This window comes from Nitrobacter sp. TKz-YC02 (assembly GCF_049852135.1).
Lineage (GTDB): Bacteria > Pseudomonadota > Alphaproteobacteria > Rhizobiales > Xanthobacteraceae > Nitrobacter > Nitrobacter vulgaris.
This window is the reverse complement of record NZ_CP180728.1, coordinates 3,130,091-3,145,543: the sequence shown is the minus strand read 5'-3', so window position 1 is coordinate 3,145,543 and position 15,453 is coordinate 3,130,091. Positions and strand designations below refer to the sequence as shown.

The window sequence follows — 15,453 nt, the reverse complement described above, 5'->3', positions numbered from 1 at the left end:
AATTCCAGTACCTCTTGCAGCGGGTTCATCTTCGGGAATTTCGAATCGAAAGCGGTACTAGAATCATAAAGTTGCTGGTACCCTTTGCTTTCCGAGGTTCGTTAAGGGGGTGTTGTGATGTCTCACGAACTTCGGAAAGCTGGTACCAGCCCGATGCCGGCGACGCTGCGCTTCTATCGCAGACTGTCCGCCGCTGCCGGGCCGCTGACGCCCATTCTTCTGAAGCGGCGTTTGAAACAGGGCAAGGAAGACCCGGCGCGCATCAATGAGCGTCGTGGCATCGCCCGACAGCCCCGCCCCGCTGGCCCGCTGGTCTGGATCCACGGGGCCAGCGTTGGCGAAGTGCTGGCGGCAGCGGCGTTGATTGAGCGGCTGCGCGCGCTCGGAATGAGCATTTTGGTTACGTCGGGCACGGTCACGTCGGCGGCCGTCGCCGCGAAGCGGTTCCCGCCGGATATCATTCACCAGTATATCCCCTACGACTCGCCCCGCTTCGTGGAGCGTTTTCTCAATCACTGGCAACCCGGCCTTGCGCTCTTTATCGAATCGGACTTGTGGCCCAATCTGATTCTGGCTGGTGCGAGGCGCCATATACCGATTGTGCTGATCAACGGGCGCATGTCGCGACGCTCGTTCCCGCGCTGGCGGCGGGCGTCCCGAACGATCGCGGCGCTGTTGAGTCGGTTCGATATCTGCTTGGTCCAGTCCGAAATCGACGCGGAGCGCTTCACAACACTCGGGGGGCGCAACGTCGTCATCACCGGCAATCTCAAGCTCGACGTACAGGCACCGCCGGCCGACGAGGCCAAGCTGGAACGACTGCTGTTCGTCACCCGCGGCCGTCCGGTGGTGGTGGCGGCTTCGACCCATCCGGGCGAGGAAGAGATGCTGCTCAACGCGCATCGAAACTTGGCCAATCATTTTCCATCGCTGCTGACGGTGATCGTTCCACGCCACCCGGATCGGGGCGAGGCCATCGCCCGAATGGTCGTCGCGTCCGGTGCGCAAGGGACGCGGCGCTCGCTGGAGCAATTGCCTACGGCGAGAACGGACATCTATATCGCCGATACCATCGGCGAATTGGGATTGTTCTACCGGCTGGCGCCAATCGTTTTTATGGGCGGGTCGCTGGTGCCGCATGGCGGGCAGAATCCGATTGAGGCAGTCAAGCTCAATGCATCCATTGTGCATGGGCCGCACGTCTTCAACTTCCCAGATGTTTATTACGCGCTCGACCGCGCGGGTGGCGCATGGCGGGTTGACGACGGCGATGCGCTGACGAAGCAGTTTGGCTACCTTCTCAACGATTCCGCTGCCCGCGATACCGCGGCGGCTGCTGCGGCTCAGGTGGTGGAAAGGCTCGGCGGGGCGCTGGATCGCACGCTGACTGCGCTCGAGCCATATCTTCTGCAGTTGCAATTTGAACGACGGGCGGCCGATGCGTGAGCCGGCCTTTTGGCACAGGCAATCATCGTTGCTTTCGCGGTTGCTTATGCCCGTCGGCGCGCTTTACGGCGCGATCGCGGCGCGACGGCTGACACGGACGGGTCTGCGCGCGGGGGTGCCGGTGGTCTGTGTCGGAAACTATCATGTCGGCGGCGCGGGCAAGACGCCGACCGTGATGGCGTTGACTGGCATTCTCCGCTCGATCGGTGAAACGCCGGTAGTGCTCAGCCGTGGCTATGGTGGACGGCTGCAGGGCCCAGTGCGCGTCGATCCGCACCGGCATGCGGCTGCCGATGTCGGCGATGAGCCGTTGATGATGGCACGGACGATCCCTGTGATCGTGTCACGGCAACGGAGGGCGGGCGTCGCGCCGGCCCGCGCGTTGGCGGCCAGCGTGATCTTGATGGACGATGGCTTTCAGAACCCGGCGCTCGCGAAGGATATCTCGCTGATCGTGATCGATGGCGATCGCGGCCTCGGTAACGGCCAGGTTTTTCCGTCCGGACCGCTGCGGGCGCCGCTGCCGCCCCAACTGGCCCGTACCGATGCGCTGGTGATCGTCGGCATTGGTGCTGCCGCGGACGACGTTGCAGCACGTGTGAAGGCGCGGGGAGGACCTGTATTTCGGGCACGGGTTGTTCCGGATGACGTTTCGATTGCGGCCCTTTGCGGCAGACGTGTCCTAGCCTTTGCTGGAATCGGCGATCCCTCGCGGTTCTTCCGCAGTCTGCGGGACTGCGACGTCGATGTGGTGGCAGAGCGCGCATTCGCGGACCATCATCCGTTTTCGCAACGCGACGTGGCCGAGCTACAAGCCGCTGGCGAGCAGGATGGTTTAACGTTGGTGACGACGGAAAAAGATCTGGCGCGGCTGCGCAATAATGAAAATCTCGCTGCGTTCGCGCGGATCGTCGTGCCCTTCGCAGTCAGGCTTGCCTTTGACGATGAGCCGTTGTTTCGGTCGTTCCTGACCGACAGGCTCAACCGTGCGCGGCGATAGAGCGTTTTCGAGCGAAGTGGATACCGGTTCGCGTGAAGAAAACGCGTCGAACGCAAATCATAGAGACCGCTTCTGATTCCATCAGAAGCGGGTTCTAGAGTTATGAGGAGGTCTTGAATGCGCCCGGGTAATGGCGCTGCAAGACTGCGCTCGGGAGAGCGTAGGCTTCCTGCAAGTCGACGCTCCAGTATTTCAGCTCGTCGAGTGGAATGCGAGCGTCGGTGACAGCGCAACGGACGTAGGTTCCCGGCGAAATCACCCGGAAATCGCCATCGAGATACTGCACACGCGCTTCGCTCTGACTGGATTGGCCAAATTTATTCAGCACTGCTTCTCTCCAGGATCACAATAATTCATTGCTATCCGGCTGCCTTTCGGAGTTCGGTCCCATCAGTAGCATATTGGACCATGCGGCAACATACACCAGCCTGCTGTCGGCGCTCACGCTTCAATTTGGCGAATGATCCTTTTAAAAAAGATTTCCTTGATCGGCAGGCTTGGTTGCGCGCCTGCTGGATGCCGGTCTGGGCTGGCTCTTGGGGCTCGACCCTGGACTGGATGATGTCGCTGCGGTTCGATCGGCGTCGGAGGTTGCGTTCACCTGTCCGTCAGCGAATTCCAGCGTGAGTCGTGCGCCGGAACCGACCGCCGCTGCGGACCGCAGGGCGCGTCCGGCGTCGTCGCGAACCAGTGCGAAACCCCGCGCGAGCACGCCCCGATAGGAGACCGCCGCCAGCAACTTGGCCGAATGCGTCATGCGCGTCTCATGCCGCTGTAGCAAGGTGACGAGCGCCCGTCGCGCGCGCTCGAAAAGCCGCCGGGTGCGCTCGTCGTCGCGCGTGATCCGATCGCGCTGCGCTTGGGCGTTGGCGAATCTCGACGCCCTGAGCCGAACGGCCAGTCCCGCAAAGCGGTCGCGGCGGTGACGCAGCCCGACCTGCGTGCAGTGTGAGAGCCTCGCGCCGGTTGCGGCAACGGATTGTTTTGCGTGGGCGACCTGTGAGCGCAGCACGCCCAGCGTGAGTCCGCCGGAAATCCGTGTGAAGCGGCGATGATGCACGTGCGTGCTTGCGCGCAAGGCGCGCGGTAGCGCTGCCGCGGCGCTGTCAACCTTCTGGCGGGGAATGGCGAGCAGCTCGCTCGCCCTTGGTAGCGCGCGGGCGGCGGAGCGCAATTCGGTGCGCCGGTCGTCGTGACCTCGTTTCCACGCGACGAGGGCGCGGGCCGCGAGGCTGGAGACTTCGACCACCAGATCGGACCGGACCGGCACTGCCATTTCAGCGGCCGCAGTCGGCGTCGGTGCCCGCTGATCGGCGGCGAAGTCGATCAGCGTCACGTCGGTCTCGTGACCCACCGCCGAGATCAGCGGGATCATGCTGCCTGCTGCGGCGCGGACCACGATTTCCTCGTTGAACGACCAGAGGTCTTCGAGCGAGCCGCCGCCGCGCGCGACGATCAGGAGATCGGGGCGCGGAGTGTGTCCGCCTTCTGGCAGCGCATTGAATCCGTCGATGGCGGCGGCAATCTGTTCTGCCGAGCCTTCACCCTGCACCCGCACCGGCCATACCAGCACGCGGCGAGGAAAACGATCCTCCAGTCGATGCAGGATGTCGCGGATCACTGCGCCGGTTGGCGAGGTCACCACGCCAATAACCTCAGGCAGCCAGGGAAGCAGCTGCTTGCGGGCTTCATCGAATAGTCCTTCCGCCGCGAGCTTCTTCTTGCGCTCCTCCATTAGCGCCATCAGCGCGCCGATTCCGGCAGGCTCGATCGCCTCGATCACGATCTGGTATTTCGACGAGCCCGGATAGGTGGTCAGCTTGCCGGTGGCGATGACTTCTAGACCCTCCTGCGGCTTGAACCGCATTCGGCCGTGGACACCTTTCCAGATCACCGCCTCGATCTTGGCGCTTTCGTCCTTCAGCGCGAAATAGCAATGGCCCGAAGCGTGCGGCCCGCGAAAGCCGGATATCTCACCGCGAACCCGCACATGGCCGTAGGTGTCCTCCACGGTGCGTTTCAGCGCCGAGGACAACTCGGAGACGGTATATTCCGGCGAGTTCGCCAAAAGCTGTGCTGGGTTTGCGGGCATCAGGCTCACTTCTGTTGCTCGTCCGCATTACCATGCTAAACCGCTTCGAAACCACACGAAAGGCTGGATCGGCGGTCGTTCATGAACATTCTTCTGCTTGGTTCCGGCGGCCGCGAACATGCGCTGGCCTGGAAAATCGCCGGTTCGCCGCTGCTGACGAAACTCTGGTGCGCGCCGGGGAATGCCGGGATCGCGCGCGAGGCCGAATGCGTGGTGCTCGATATCGCGGACCATGCCGCGGTGATCGCGTTCTGCAAAACCAACAAGGTTGATCTGGTGGTGGTCGGTCCGGAAGCGCCGCTCGCCGCAGGTATTGTCGACGATCTCGCGACTGCGGGCATCAAGGCGTTCGGTCCCTGCAAAGCCGCCGCACAGCTCGAAAGCTCGAAGGGCTTCACCAAGGATATCTGCAACGCCAACGGCATTCCGACAGCGGCCTATGGGCGCTTCAACGATGCGGCGGCGGCGAAGAACTATATCCACGCGACGGGCGCACCGGTCGTCATCAAGGCCGACGGGCTTGCAGCCGGCAAGGGTGTCGTGGTTGCGACGACGTTGGACGAGGCGCTTGCGGCGGTGGACATGATGTTCGAGGGCGGTTTCGGCGCCGCCGGCACCCAGATTGTGGTCGAGGAGTTCCTGCGTGGTGAGGAGGCTTCGTTCTTCGCGCTGTGCGACGGCGAACACGCGCTAGCGCTGGCGACGGCGCAGGACCACAAGCGTGCGTTCGATGGCGACCAAGGGCCGAACACCGGCGGGATGGGCGCTTATTCGCCGGCGCCCGTAATGACCACCGAGATGTGCCGCCGCACCATGGATGAGATCATTGTTCCAACATTGCGCGCCATGCGGGAAAAAGGCGCGCCGTTCAAGGGCGTGCTGTTTGCCGGCCTGATGATCACGGAACAGGGACCGAAACTGATCGAGTACAACGTCCGTTTCGGCGATCCGGAATGCCAGGTGCTGATGCTGCGGATGATGTCGGACATCGTGCCGGCGCTATTCGCGGTCTGTGACGGACAGTTGAAGCATTTCGATCTGCGCTGGTTTCCCGATCCGGCATTGACGGTGGTGATGGCGGCGAAGGGTTATCCCGGCAATTACGCGAAGGGAACGCGCATTGAGGGACTCGACGATGCCGCCAAGGTTGAGGGCGTGGAGATTTTTCATGCGGGAACCAAGGAGGAGGGCGGACGCATTCTCGCGGGTGGCGGTCGCGTCCTGAACGTCTGCGCGTCAGGCAAGACCGTGGCGGAGGCGCAAGCCCACGCTTATGAGGCGGTCGATCGCATCAAATGGCCTGAGGGTTTCTGCCGCCGTGACATCGGCCTTCGGGCGGTGGCGCGGGAGAGGGGCTGATAGATGCGAATCTTTACCGCCGCGCCTTAAAGAAATCCCGCAACAGCGTCGCAGCCTGGTTTTCGCCGACGGACGGATACACCTCCGGCCGATGATGGCAGGTCGGCGCGGCAAAGAATCGGACACCGGACTCCACCGCGCCGCCTTTGGGGTCTCCTGCGCCGTAGTAGAGCCGCCGAATCCGCGCGAATGAGATCGCAGCCGCGCACATCGTGCAGGGTTCCAGCGTTACATAGAGATCGCAGTCCGTCAGTCGTTCGCTGCCGAGAATGTGCGCGGCGGCCCGGAGGGCCAGAACTTCGGCATGGGCGGTGGGGTCGCGATCAATCAGGGTGCGGTTTCCTGCTGATGCAATGACCTCATTTCCCCGCACGATCACGCAGCCGATCGGCACTTCCCCTGCTTTGCCCGCCTTTTCGGCGGCTCCGAGCGCCATGTCCATGAAAGATGGTGCGGTCATGCCTCGTATCCCGCCGCGAACCCTGTTAAGAGGCGCTCTCACTCAGTCGGACCTTGTGCCCGTAGCGAGATCATTCATGCCCCGCGATAATGATAAAGACAATGCGCGCCCGCGCGGCCGGCGTGAACGGCCCTCCGGCGGCAACAAACCCAAGAGCCGATCCGGCGTCGCGCGAGGTCCGGAAAAGAAGCTCGCCAAGCGCGGTTTGGCTGGCAAGTCCGACAGAGGCGATGGTGACAAGCGGCCTTATGCCGGTAAATCCGATGGCGCGAAGCCTTCTGGCAAGAAGCCCTATGCCAGGAAGCCGTATGCGGGTGCGGGCAAACCCTACGCGGGCAAGCGTGAGGATGGTGAGACCGCGCGGCCTCGGTTCAATCGCGACGACGGCGGCGCGAAGCGTCCCTACACCCCACGCGGCGAGGGTTTTCGGAAAGACGGCGACCGTCCGCAGCGTGCGCGACCGCAAGGTGATCGGCCTTATAGCGCGCGTCCGCCGCGCGAGGGTGGCGGGGAGAAACGTCCGTATACGCCGCGCGGAGATCGCCCGTTCGGCGGCAAGAAGTTTTCACGCGGGACACCCGACCGCGGCTCGCATGGACCGCGCAAAGAGTTTGGTGACCGTGAGGGTCGCGATAGGGGTGACGAAAAGCCGTGGCAGAAGCGCGATGCTGGCCCGCGCGATGATCGCGGCGGCGCAGGGCGTCCACGGTTTTCGAAACCACGCGAGGATCGCCCTGAGCGCGCTGCGGGTGCCGATCGCGGTCCTCGCAAGTTTGATCGTCCGCAAGGCGACCGTCCGCGTTATGATCGTCGCTCCGATGATCGTCCTCGCTTCGATCGCCCGCGGCAGGATCGTCCCGACGGCGACCGTCCTCGTGGTGCCCGCAATGCCTGGCAGGAGCGGCCACGCCGCGACGATAGCGAGGATCGTCCCCGTCGCAATGATCGCGACGATCGTTCGCGTCGTGACAATGAGGACGACAGCAAGGTTTTCGCAAAACGTCCGGCATTCGGAGGACGCGGCGCCTATCGCGAACGCAAGCCTGACGACGAGCGGCGGGGTACACGGACCGAGCCGAAGCCGAAGAAGACCGGCGAACGCATCGCCAAGGTGATCTCACGCGTGGGCCTCGCCTCGCGCCGCGACGCCGAGGAATGGGTCACGCAAGGGCGCGTTGCCGTCAACGGCCGCGTCATCAATTCGCCAGCGCTTGATGTGACCTCGCGCGACGTCATCACGGTCGATGGCCAGCCGTTGCCGGAGCGCGAGCGCACGCGGCTGTTCCTGTATCACAAGCCGCGTGGCCTGATGACGACCCACGCCGATCCCGAAGGTCGGCCGACCGTATTCGACAACCTGCCCGAAGGTTTACCGCGTCTGATCAGTGTTGGCCGGCTCGATTTCAACACCGAAGGACTGCTGCTGCTGACAAACGACGGCGGCCTGGCACGTGCGCTGGAACTTCCCGACACCGGCTGGCTGCGGCGCTATCGCGTTCGCGCCCATGGTGAGGTGACGCAGGCGCAGCTCGATCAGTTGAAAAACGGCGTCGAGGTCGACGGCGTCAAATATGGTTCGATCGACGCCACGCTGGAGCGCGATCAGGGTGCGAATGTGTGGCTGACCTTTGCGATCCGCGAGGGCAAGAATCGTGAAGTGCGCAACGTGATGGCGCATCTCGGGCTTGAAGTGAACCGGCTGATCCGCATCTCCTACGGGCCGTTCCAGCTTGCCGAGATCGCGGAAGGTGAGGTCGAGGAGGTCAAGACCCGCGTGCTGCGTGAACAGCTTGGTGAGAAGATTGCCGCGCTCGCCAACGCGAATTTCGCGGGCGCGGCCGCCGAATCCGAGACCCCAAAGCTCGGCCGTGACGGCACGCCGTTGCGCTCCAAGAAGGACAACAAGGCCAGAGCCAAGCGTTCGCTGATCGAGGACCGCAAGGGCCGCAGCGTCGTGGTGCAGCGGACCGGCAGCGATGAGGCGCGGGCGCGCAACGAAGCTGAGGCCAATGGCTACGGTCCGCCACGTCGGCCGAAGCGTGGCTATCACGGCAAGCGCGATCTGACGCCACGGGATTGACGATGCGCGTCGTCGGCGGGCGGCTGAAAGGACGCAATCTCGCGTCGCCATCAACGCAACGAATCCGGCCGACGGCCGATCGGCTGCGCGAGTCGCTCTTTAACATCCTCGTTCATGCCTATGACGATCCGGTCGCGGATGCGCGCGTACTTGATCTGTTTGCGGGCACCGGTGCGCTCGGCATCGAAGCGGCGTCGCGAGGAGCGAAGTTCACGCTGTTCGTTGATAACGGCGCCGAGGCGCGCGCGCTGCTCCGCAACAACGTCGAGGCGCTCGGGCTCGGTGGCGTGACGAAGGTCTATCGCCGCGATGCGACCAATCTCGGGCCTGCGCATCCCCTCACACCGTTCTCGCTGGTGTTTCTCGATCCCCCGTACCGGATGCAGCTTGCCGACAAGGCGCTCGCCTCGCTGCGCGATGGTGGCTGGCTGACCGACAAGGCGCTGCTCGTTGTCGAGGAAGCCAAGGCCGCGAGCTTCGCCGCGCCAGATGGATTCGAGCAACTCGAGCGGCGCGTTTATGACGACACCGAGTTCGTTTTTTTGCGGAGCACATGACTGTTACCCGAAGCGCAGGCTTGGTCGGGTGTGCAGTCCGCCCGCCGCATCGCTATGTTCTTATCGCCGCCCGAAAAGCTTCTCGATATCGGCGAGCTTCAGCTCCACATAGGTCGGGCGGCCGTGGTTGCACTGACCTGAATTGGGCGTGGCCTCCATCTCGCGCAGCAGCGCGTTCATTTCCTCCGGCTTGAGGATTCGTCCAGCGCGCACCGAACCGTGACAGGCCATCGTGGCCGCGACATGCATCAGCCGCCGTTCGAGCGGAAGCGTCTCATCCCATTCCGCCATGTGTTCGGCGAGATCGCGCAGCAACGCGGCCGCATTGGTCTTGCCGAGCAGCGACGGCGTCTCGCGCACGGCAACCGCGCCGGGTCCGAAGGACTCGATGGCGAGCCCGAACTTTTTCAGCTCAGTTGCACGGTCGATGAGTTTTTCGACGGTCGCCTCATCCAGTTCGATGATGTCGGGAATGAGAAGGATCTGCCGCTGCACGCCGTCCCGCTCCAGCGCTGCCTTCAGTCGCTCGTAAACAATGCGTTCGTGCGCGGCATGCTGGTCCACGACGATCAGGCCGTCGCGGGTTTGCGACACGATATAAGTTTCGTGAATCTGGGTGCGCGCCGCGCCGAGCGGCCGATCGATCAGATCTATCGGAAGATGAGCGTCAAAGCGCACGTCCGCGCTGGGCGCGCCCACATCAAACGCGGTTTGGCCAGCCTCGGAGAAGGCGGTCGCAGGCGGTCCGCCCATCCATGGCCGCGCCCCGGCAGGCGAGGCAGGCGATTGTCGCCAATCCCAATCGGCAGGGCGCGGGGACGTCGCGGGACGAAAAGCCGTGAGCACCGCGCCGTCGCTGTTCGCCGCCGTGCGCCGTCCTTCGCGCGCCAGACCTTCCTTCAGCGCATGCACGATCAGCGCGCGCACCAGCCCGGCGTTTCGGAATCGCACTTCGGTCTTCGCGGGATGGACATTGGCGTCGACCTCTTGCGGGTCCGTTGTGACAAACAACGCCACCACCGGATGACGGTCGCGCGGCAGGTAATCGGAATAGGCCGCGCGCACCGCGCCCAGGATCAGCTTGTCGCGCACCGGACGGCCGTTGACGAACAGATACTGGCCGAGCGCATTCGCGCGGGTCAGCGACGGTGCGGCGGCGAACCCCTCGACGAGCACGCACTCGCGTTCGGCGCGCACCGCGATGGCGGCGGAGCGGAAGTCTCCGCCAAGAATGTCGCCCAGTCGCGTCAATCGTCCCGCTGCTCCCGGCAGCGCCGCTGTCCAAGTCGCTGGCGCACGCCCTTCGCCTGCGAGGGTAAAACCGATATCAGGCCGCGCCATTGCCAGCCGCCGTACCACCTCGCGGATCGCCTCGGCTTCCGTCCGATCGGTCTTAAGGAATTTCAGCCGTGCGGGCGTTGCATAAAAGAGATCGGCGACTTCAACGCGCGTGCCTTGCGTTAGTGCAGCCGGCGTGATCGCGGATTTTCGTCCACCTTCGACGGTGAGCGACCACGCATGCGGCTCGCGGGCGTCGCGTGTGGTGATGCAGAGCCTGGCCACCGCTCCGATCGATGGCAGCGCCTCGCCGCGAAAGCCCAGCGTATGGATGCGCAGCAAATCCTCGTCTTCCAGTTTCGAGGTGGCATGGCGATTGACCGCCAGCGCGAGGTCGCCCTTCGCCATGCCAGCGCCGTCGTCGGTGACGCCGATCCGTCGCTTACCGCCGCCGTCGGTGAAGACGTCGATGCGGGCCGCGCCGGCGTCAATCGCGTTCTCAACCAGCTCCTTGACGACGCTGGCCGGACGCTCGACCACTTCGCCCGCGGCGATGCGGTTGACGACAGTCTCAGGAAGCTGGCGGACGGGCATGGTGTGGCTCGGTTCTGGTTGCGAGCGAGTTTAGGCGCTCGCCGCGCCGATTGCATGGGGGCAAATCCGGATGTCCCAGGTTGATTGGAGGGTCTGCGTTCGGAGCGCGGCGGTTGCGTGCAACGCGCGATACTTCGCTTCTCGCCGCATGGGATCGGCGGCACGTCTGCGCGAGATTAGTCCTCGGAAGACGTTCGTCCACGTCTCGCCTTCACATCGCCGCGGCGCTTCTTGCTCTCAAGCCGGCGTTGCTTCGAGCCGAGAGTTGGCTTGGTAGCGCGGCGAGGGGTCGGCCGAATCGCAGCCTGGCGCAGCAATTCGACTAGGCGGTCGGTGGCGTCCGCGCGGTTTCGCTCCTGGGTCCGAAAGCGCTGGGCATGGATCACGATCACGCCATCCTTGGTCAGACGCTGCCCGGCGAGCCGGACGAGCCGCGCGGCGATGTCGGGGGCGAGCGCCAAGCGGCGAGTGTCGTAGCGCAACTGCGCCGCAGTCGAGAGCTTGTTGACGTTTTGGCCGCCAGGGCCAGAAGCGCGAATGAAGCTGATCTCAACGTCGTTTTCGTCGATGGCGATATTGCGGGTGATCCGCAGCATGGCACTCACCTGGATTCGCCTGTCCGACGGCAGGAATCAGGCAGTGGCACCATACCTCGTTTGTTGCCTGCCTGCGCCGTCAATGCGCGGCAGGTTGAGGCGCGGGCTGAGCTGCAGTCGGCTGCGCCGCTGCGGGTTGCGCTTCTGTCTGAGGTGAGCGTCCCACGATCACGGTGAGAAGCCCCTGTCCCCATAGCCTCTTCGCGACTGCTCTCGCCTGGTCCAGAGTGACGGCATCGACGATGGAATTGCGCTTCTCAATGTAGTCGATCGGCAGATTATCCGTCTGATATTGCAACAGACCTGTAGCGAGCTTCGAAGAGGTATCGAGCTCCAGCATCTGCGATCCCTTCAGATAGGATTTGGCTTCGTCGAGCTCCTTCGGCGTCGGTCCGTTTTCGGCAAAACGCTGGATTTCCTTATTAAAGGCCTCGATGCTTTCGCCGGCGCGGTCCGCGCGGGTTCCGGTAGTGCCCGCGAACAGCGCTGAATGGTCCATCCACAAGAGAGATTCCGAGATGGAATAGGCGAGGCCGCGTTTTTCGCGCACCGCGCGATACAGCCGCGACGACAGCGAGCCGCCGCCGAGAATATGGTTATCAATGTAGGCTGCCATGAAATCGGGGTCGTGACGCTTGACGCCGGGGCCTCCGAACATGATCACGGTTTGCGGCACGTCGAGCGGAACGAATGCACTTTGCGGAGGTTTTGCGGCGAGGATGTCAGGAACGGGTGTGAGATCGCCCTTCGCCGGTAGACCTCCGAACGTTTGATCCAGCATCTTTGCAAGAGTCGCCGGCTCGATGTCGCCCACCACCGCGATCTTCAACTTGTCTCTCGCCAGCACCCGCCGCACGTAATTTCTGAGATCGTCGGTCTTGATCGTTGGAATGCTTTCGAGCGTGCCGTGCGAGGGATGACCGTAGGGATGATCGCCGAATGCGAGCTTGGAAAAATTGAGGCCAGCAAGTGCATTCGGATTGGTTGAGTTGCGGCGCAGGTGGGACAGGACCTGCGCACCGATGCGCTCGACATCGCTCGCGTCAAAGCGCGGCGAGGTTAAAGCGAGCTGCAGCAGGCCAAATGCTTCGCCACTGTGTTCCTTGAGCATCCGCAACGAACCGCGGAGCTCGTCGCGCTGGATCGTAAAGCTGAGCTCGATGGCGCGGCGATCGAGCTGTTCACGAAAGGTCTTGGAGGGGAGATCCCCGGCACCCTCGTCGAGCAGGCTGGCGACCATGTGGCCGACGCCGGGCTTGTCGGGCGGGTCCTGCGCCGAGCCGCCAGAGAACGCATATTCCATTGCCACCAGAGGTACGGTGGCGTCCTGAACGAACCAGGCCTCGATACCTCCCGGCGTTACCAGATGCTGGATTTTCGTCCCGGCGAACGAGGGACCAGCAGCAAAGCAGATCAATGCGAAACATACGGTGGCGAGCAGGCCGCGCCCCGCTCCTGTCCGGGGGCGTCTCACGATCGTTTCTCCTCGTGCGCCGGCGTCGAGTCCTTGATGAGGTACCCGGTGACCGAGCGCGTTTTTACCAGCCACTTCTGCGCGACGTCCCGAACCTGCGCGGCGGTCACCGCACGGATGCGGTCCGGCCAGTTCCTGATCTCGTCGACATTCAATCCGACGGTTATGCCCGCGCCGTACCAGCGTGCCAGTGTCGTTTGACTGTCCTGAGCGTAGACTGCCTGCGCGATCAACTGAGTCTTGACGCGCTCGAGATCCTCCGCGGGGATCGGGTTTTTGATGAGATTCGCGATCACCGTATCGATGGCCTGCTCGATTTTGGCAAAATCGGCACCCGGTTTCGGCGCCACCGCGATCGAGAACTGACCCGGATCGAGCGCGATGCCCTGATAGGTCGCGTTGGTGGCGACGGCCAGCTGCTTGTCGACAACGAGCGCGCGGTAGAGATAGGCGTTGCTGCCGTCGCCGATCAATTGCGCAAGCACATCCAGCGCGGGACTTTCTCCCGCCGCAGCGGTGGTCACGGAGGGCACGAGGTAGTACCGCCTTAGCATCGGCTGCTCGACGCGAGTGTCCGCAAGCGTGACCGTCCGCGGCGCGACCGGCAGCGGCTCCTGCGGGCGGATACGAGCGCTCGGAATAGCGGGCTGCGGCGGCACATGGCCAAACGTCTTTTCGATTTCAGGACGAATCTTCTGCGCGTCCACGTCGCCCGCGATCACCAGCGTTGCATTGTTCGGGGCGTAAAATCGTTTGTAGAAGGCAAGCGCATCCTCGCGGGTGAGCTTCTCGATTTCATGACGCCAGCCGATCACGGGGCGGCCATACGGATGGTTGAGATACAGCGCTGCCATGATCTGTTCGGTGAGCCGCGCGTCCGGATTGTTGGCGACGCGCATGTTGTATTCCTCGAGCACGACGTCGCGCTCAGGCAGCACGTTTTCATCCTTCAGCACCAAACCGGTCATGCGGTCGGCCTCGAACGCCATCATGGTCGCGAGTTGATCGCGGGTTACGCGCTGATAGTAGCCGGTGTAATCGAAGTTGGTGAAAGCATTCTCCTCGCCGCCGACGCGCAGCACGGTCTGGGAAAACTCGCCGGCCGGATATTTCGCGGTGCCCTTGAACATCAGATGCTCGAGGAAATGAGCGAGTCCCGATTTACCGGGAGTTTCGTCCGCCGAACCGACCTTGTACCAGATCATCTGAGTGACCACCGGCGTCCGGTGATCGGGAATGATGACGACCGCGAGCCCGTTGGCCAGGGTAAACGTGACGGGAGGTTGGGAGGTGACGGTCTGCGCTATTGCTGCCGGCACGGCCAGAAGGACCGCAAGGCACACCGCCAGTGCCGCGAAAGCGGGGATGGCCACTCGTCGCGCTGCCACCATGGCGCATCTCCGGCGATTTGTCTGAGGGATCACGTTATCGTCAGTCCTTTGCTGGAGCGTTTTACGAAGTGCATATGGTTGGCATGGAGAAATACGTCAAATCGGAAACGGGATATCGCTTCAGATCCCATCAAAAGGGGACGCTCTGGTGGGAGGGAAATCGACACCCCGCGAGCCGCGCGTCTTGGACGCGATATCGATTCAAACTCCACTGGCGACGTGCATTATTAGCGGTCCTTCGATTCTGACATTCGTAAGAAGGCTCGCTTAAACGAAATGCAATGTCAGGATCGGACGATGTCAGGATCGGACTACGGCAGCGAATGTGGTTATTCCGGTCGCGTGATCCGCTTCCCGCTGCGATCGGCTAGTAAGTCCGTTCTTTGCCGCTGTTGACGTCGATATAGGTGTTGCCGAGAGCTTCCTTGGGGCCTGTGCCGTAAGCGAAGTTCGGCGACGGAGTCTGATAGCCCGCCGGCGGTTGCGTTAGTTTTTCACGGTCAGGCTCGCCCGTGAACGGGGCAGTCTCCGTCTTGTTGCCGCCGAATAGATTGCTGAACTTGCTCGCGAAGCCAAGTTGCGTGGGGCTGAGTGATGGATTCACATTATCCGCCGTGCCCAAGTGACGCGTCTCAGCCTGTTGTGTGGCGGTGGCCGCCGAACCATTCGTCGCGAGCTTGCTCGGCAGAATCGAATGTCCGCCTTCCGATTGTCCGCCTTGCCAAGGCGATGGCTTGCGGTCCTTCTTGGCTGCTGCTGCTTCCCTGCGACGCTCAACGTCGGGGTCCTTGGGCCAGTTCGGGTCCCTGGCTTCAGCCACGCCCGAGCCGGGCTGCGGCAATTCGGTGCTGGGTGGAATCACCAGCGGTGACCGCTCGCGATACTCGATGCTTGAGTTTTCCATATTGGTGGCGCCGAGGCCGTGCATGATTTTCGTGATGATTTTGTCTTCGAAGCTGGCGTTTTCATCGTCCTCGGCATGGGCCATGCCCGCCGACAGCACGATGGCAACGCCCGTGGCGACCGCGGCCAGACGAACGCCGCGCAGCAGTGTTGCCGTGGCCCCGAGTACGTCCCAACCGTTTCGTTCGGTGTTGCGCATCACGCTCATCCTGTTCAGCTTTTC

13 protein-coding genes are annotated in these 15,453 nt (G+C 63.2%); 5 read left to right on the top strand and 8 right to left on the bottom strand.

The window, feature by feature from the left end:
- Positions 1 to 117: 117 nt before the first annotated feature.
- A complete protein-coding gene (locus ACM561_RS15140) occupies positions 118 to 1,446 on the top strand; it encodes a 3-deoxy-D-manno-octulosonic acid transferase (protein WP_425906074.1) in 1,329 nt (442 codons plus the stop codon).
- A complete protein-coding gene (gene lpxK / locus ACM561_RS15135) occupies positions 1,439 to 2,446 on the top strand; it encodes a tetraacyldisaccharide 4'-kinase (RefSeq protein ID WP_425906072.1) in 1,008 nt (335 codons plus the stop codon). The genes ACM561_RS15140 and lpxK overlap by 8 nt, the downstream gene beginning before the upstream one ends.
- A gap of 100 nt (positions 2,447 to 2,546) precedes the next feature.
- Here lpxK and ACM561_RS15130 read toward each other — a convergent pair whose 3' ends face one another.
- Together ACM561_RS15130 and xseA are read right to left on the bottom strand one after the other, a co-directional pair.
- Complete coding sequence (locus tag ACM561_RS15130) at positions 2,547 to 2,774, bottom strand: DUF2093 domain-containing protein (protein ID WP_079447577.1); 228 nt, start codon at positions 2,772 to 2,774, stop codon at positions 2,547 to 2,549.
- A 141-nt stretch (positions 2,775 to 2,915) separates the two neighbouring features.
- Positions 2,916 to 4,538 carry an exodeoxyribonuclease VII large subunit gene (gene xseA, locus ACM561_RS15125; RefSeq protein ID WP_425906070.1) on the bottom strand — a complete coding sequence of 541 codons (1,623 nt, stop codon included), beginning with the start codon at positions 4,536 to 4,538 and terminating at the stop codon, positions 2,916 to 2,918.
- A gap of 81 nt (positions 4,539 to 4,619) precedes the next feature.
- On the opposite strand from xseA, the gene purD reads away from it, so the two are divergent.
- Positions 4,620 to 5,897, top strand: a complete 1,278-nt coding sequence (gene purD / locus ACM561_RS15120; RefSeq protein WP_425906069.1) for a phosphoribosylamine--glycine ligase — start codon at positions 4,620 to 4,622, stop codon at positions 5,895 to 5,897.
- A 13-nt stretch (positions 5,898 to 5,910) separates the two neighbouring features.
- Here the strand turns inward: purD and ACM561_RS15115 are convergent, their stop codons facing one another.
- Positions 5,911 to 6,357: a nucleoside deaminase gene (locus ACM561_RS15115; RefSeq protein ID WP_425906068.1), complete on the bottom strand. Its 447-nt coding sequence runs from the start codon at positions 6,355 to 6,357 to the stop codon at positions 5,911 to 5,913.
- A gap of 76 nt (positions 6,358 to 6,433) precedes the next feature.
- On the opposite strand from ACM561_RS15115, the gene ACM561_RS15110 reads away from it, so the two are divergent.
- Together ACM561_RS15110 and rsmD are read left to right on the top strand one after the other, a co-directional pair.
- Positions 6,434 to 8,437, top strand: a complete 2,004-nt coding sequence (locus ACM561_RS15110; RefSeq protein ID WP_425906066.1) for a pseudouridine synthase — start codon at positions 6,434 to 6,436, stop codon at positions 8,435 to 8,437.
- A gap of 2 nt (positions 8,438 to 8,439) precedes the next feature.
- A complete protein-coding gene (gene rsmD, locus ACM561_RS15105; protein ID WP_425906064.1) occupies positions 8,440 to 8,994 on the top strand; it encodes a 16S rRNA (guanine(966)-N(2))-methyltransferase RsmD in 555 nt (184 codons plus the stop codon).
- A 60-nt stretch (positions 8,995 to 9,054) separates the two neighbouring features.
- On the opposite strand, the gene mutL is transcribed toward rsmD, so the two are convergent.
- The 5 genes from mutL to ACM561_RS15080 form a co-directional block, all read right to left on the bottom strand.
- Positions 9,055 to 10,866 (bottom strand): DNA mismatch repair endonuclease MutL, encoded by a 1,812-nt coding sequence (mutL, locus tag ACM561_RS15100; RefSeq protein ID WP_425906062.1) that lies wholly within the window; start codon positions 10,864 to 10,866, stop codon positions 9,055 to 9,057.
- Between the two features lie 176 nt (positions 10,867 to 11,042).
- Positions 11,043 to 11,462: an alternative ribosome rescue aminoacyl-tRNA hydrolase ArfB gene (arfB, locus tag ACM561_RS15095; RefSeq protein ID WP_425909769.1), complete on the bottom strand. Its 420-nt coding sequence runs from the start codon at positions 11,460 to 11,462 to the stop codon at positions 11,043 to 11,045.
- 79 nt (positions 11,463 to 11,541) lie between these two features.
- Entirely contained in the window at positions 11,542 to 12,936 is a 1,395-nt protein-coding gene (locus ACM561_RS15090; protein ID WP_425906061.1) for a M16 family metallopeptidase, read from the bottom strand.
- The gene (locus ACM561_RS15085) at positions 12,933 to 14,327 is read right to left on the bottom strand and encodes a M16 family metallopeptidase (RefSeq protein ID WP_425906059.1); all 1,395 of its coding nucleotides are present in this window, start codon (positions 14,325 to 14,327) and stop codon (positions 12,933 to 12,935) included. Before ACM561_RS15085 ends, ACM561_RS15090 begins: the two co-directional genes overlap by 4 nt.
- Before the next feature lie 367 nt (positions 14,328 to 14,694).
- On the bottom strand, positions 14,695 to 15,429 hold the full coding sequence (locus tag ACM561_RS15080) for a hypothetical protein (protein WP_425906058.1): 735 nt from the start codon (positions 15,427 to 15,429) through the stop codon (positions 14,695 to 14,697).
- Positions 15,430 to 15,453 lie beyond the last annotated feature (24 nt).

Bases quoted from the DNA above. Each gene is read 5' to 3' on its own strand.
- xseA (WP_425906070.1), bottom strand. From the start codon at position 4,538: ATGCCCGCAAACCCAGCACAGCTTTTGGCGAACTCGCCGGAATATACC.
- ACM561_RS15110 (WP_425906066.1), top strand. From the start codon at position 6,434: ATGCCCCGCGATAATGATAAAGACAATGCGCGCCCGCGCGGCCGGCGT.
- mutL (WP_425906062.1), bottom strand. From the start codon at position 10,866: ATGCCCGTCCGCCAGCTTCCTGAGACTGTCGTCAACCGCATCGCCGCG.
- arfB (WP_425909769.1), bottom strand. From the start codon at position 11,462: ATGCTGCGGATCACCCGCAATATCGCCATCGACGAAAACGACGTTGAG.
- purD (WP_425906069.1), top strand. From the start codon at position 4,620: ATGAACATTCTTCTGCTTGGTTCCGGCGGCCGCGAACATGCGCTGGCC.
- lpxK (WP_425906072.1), top strand. From the start codon at position 1,439: ATGCGTGAGCCGGCCTTTTGGCACAGGCAATCATCGTTGCTTTCGCGG.
- ACM561_RS15140 (WP_425906074.1), top strand. From the start codon at position 118: ATGTCTCACGAACTTCGGAAAGCTGGTACCAGCCCGATGCCGGCGACG.
- ACM561_RS15115 (WP_425906068.1), bottom strand. From the start codon at position 6,357: ATGACCGCACCATCTTTCATGGACATGGCGCTCGGAGCCGCCGAAAAG.
- ACM561_RS15080 (WP_425906058.1), bottom strand. From the start codon at position 15,429: ATGCGCAACACCGAACGAAACGGTTGGGACGTACTCGGGGCCACGGCA.
- rsmD (WP_425906064.1), top strand. From the start codon at position 8,440: ATGCGCGTCGTCGGCGGGCGGCTGAAAGGACGCAATCTCGCGTCGCCA.
- ACM561_RS15085 (WP_425906059.1), bottom strand. From the start codon at position 14,327: ATGGTGGCAGCGCGACGAGTGGCCATCCCCGCTTTCGCGGCACTGGCG.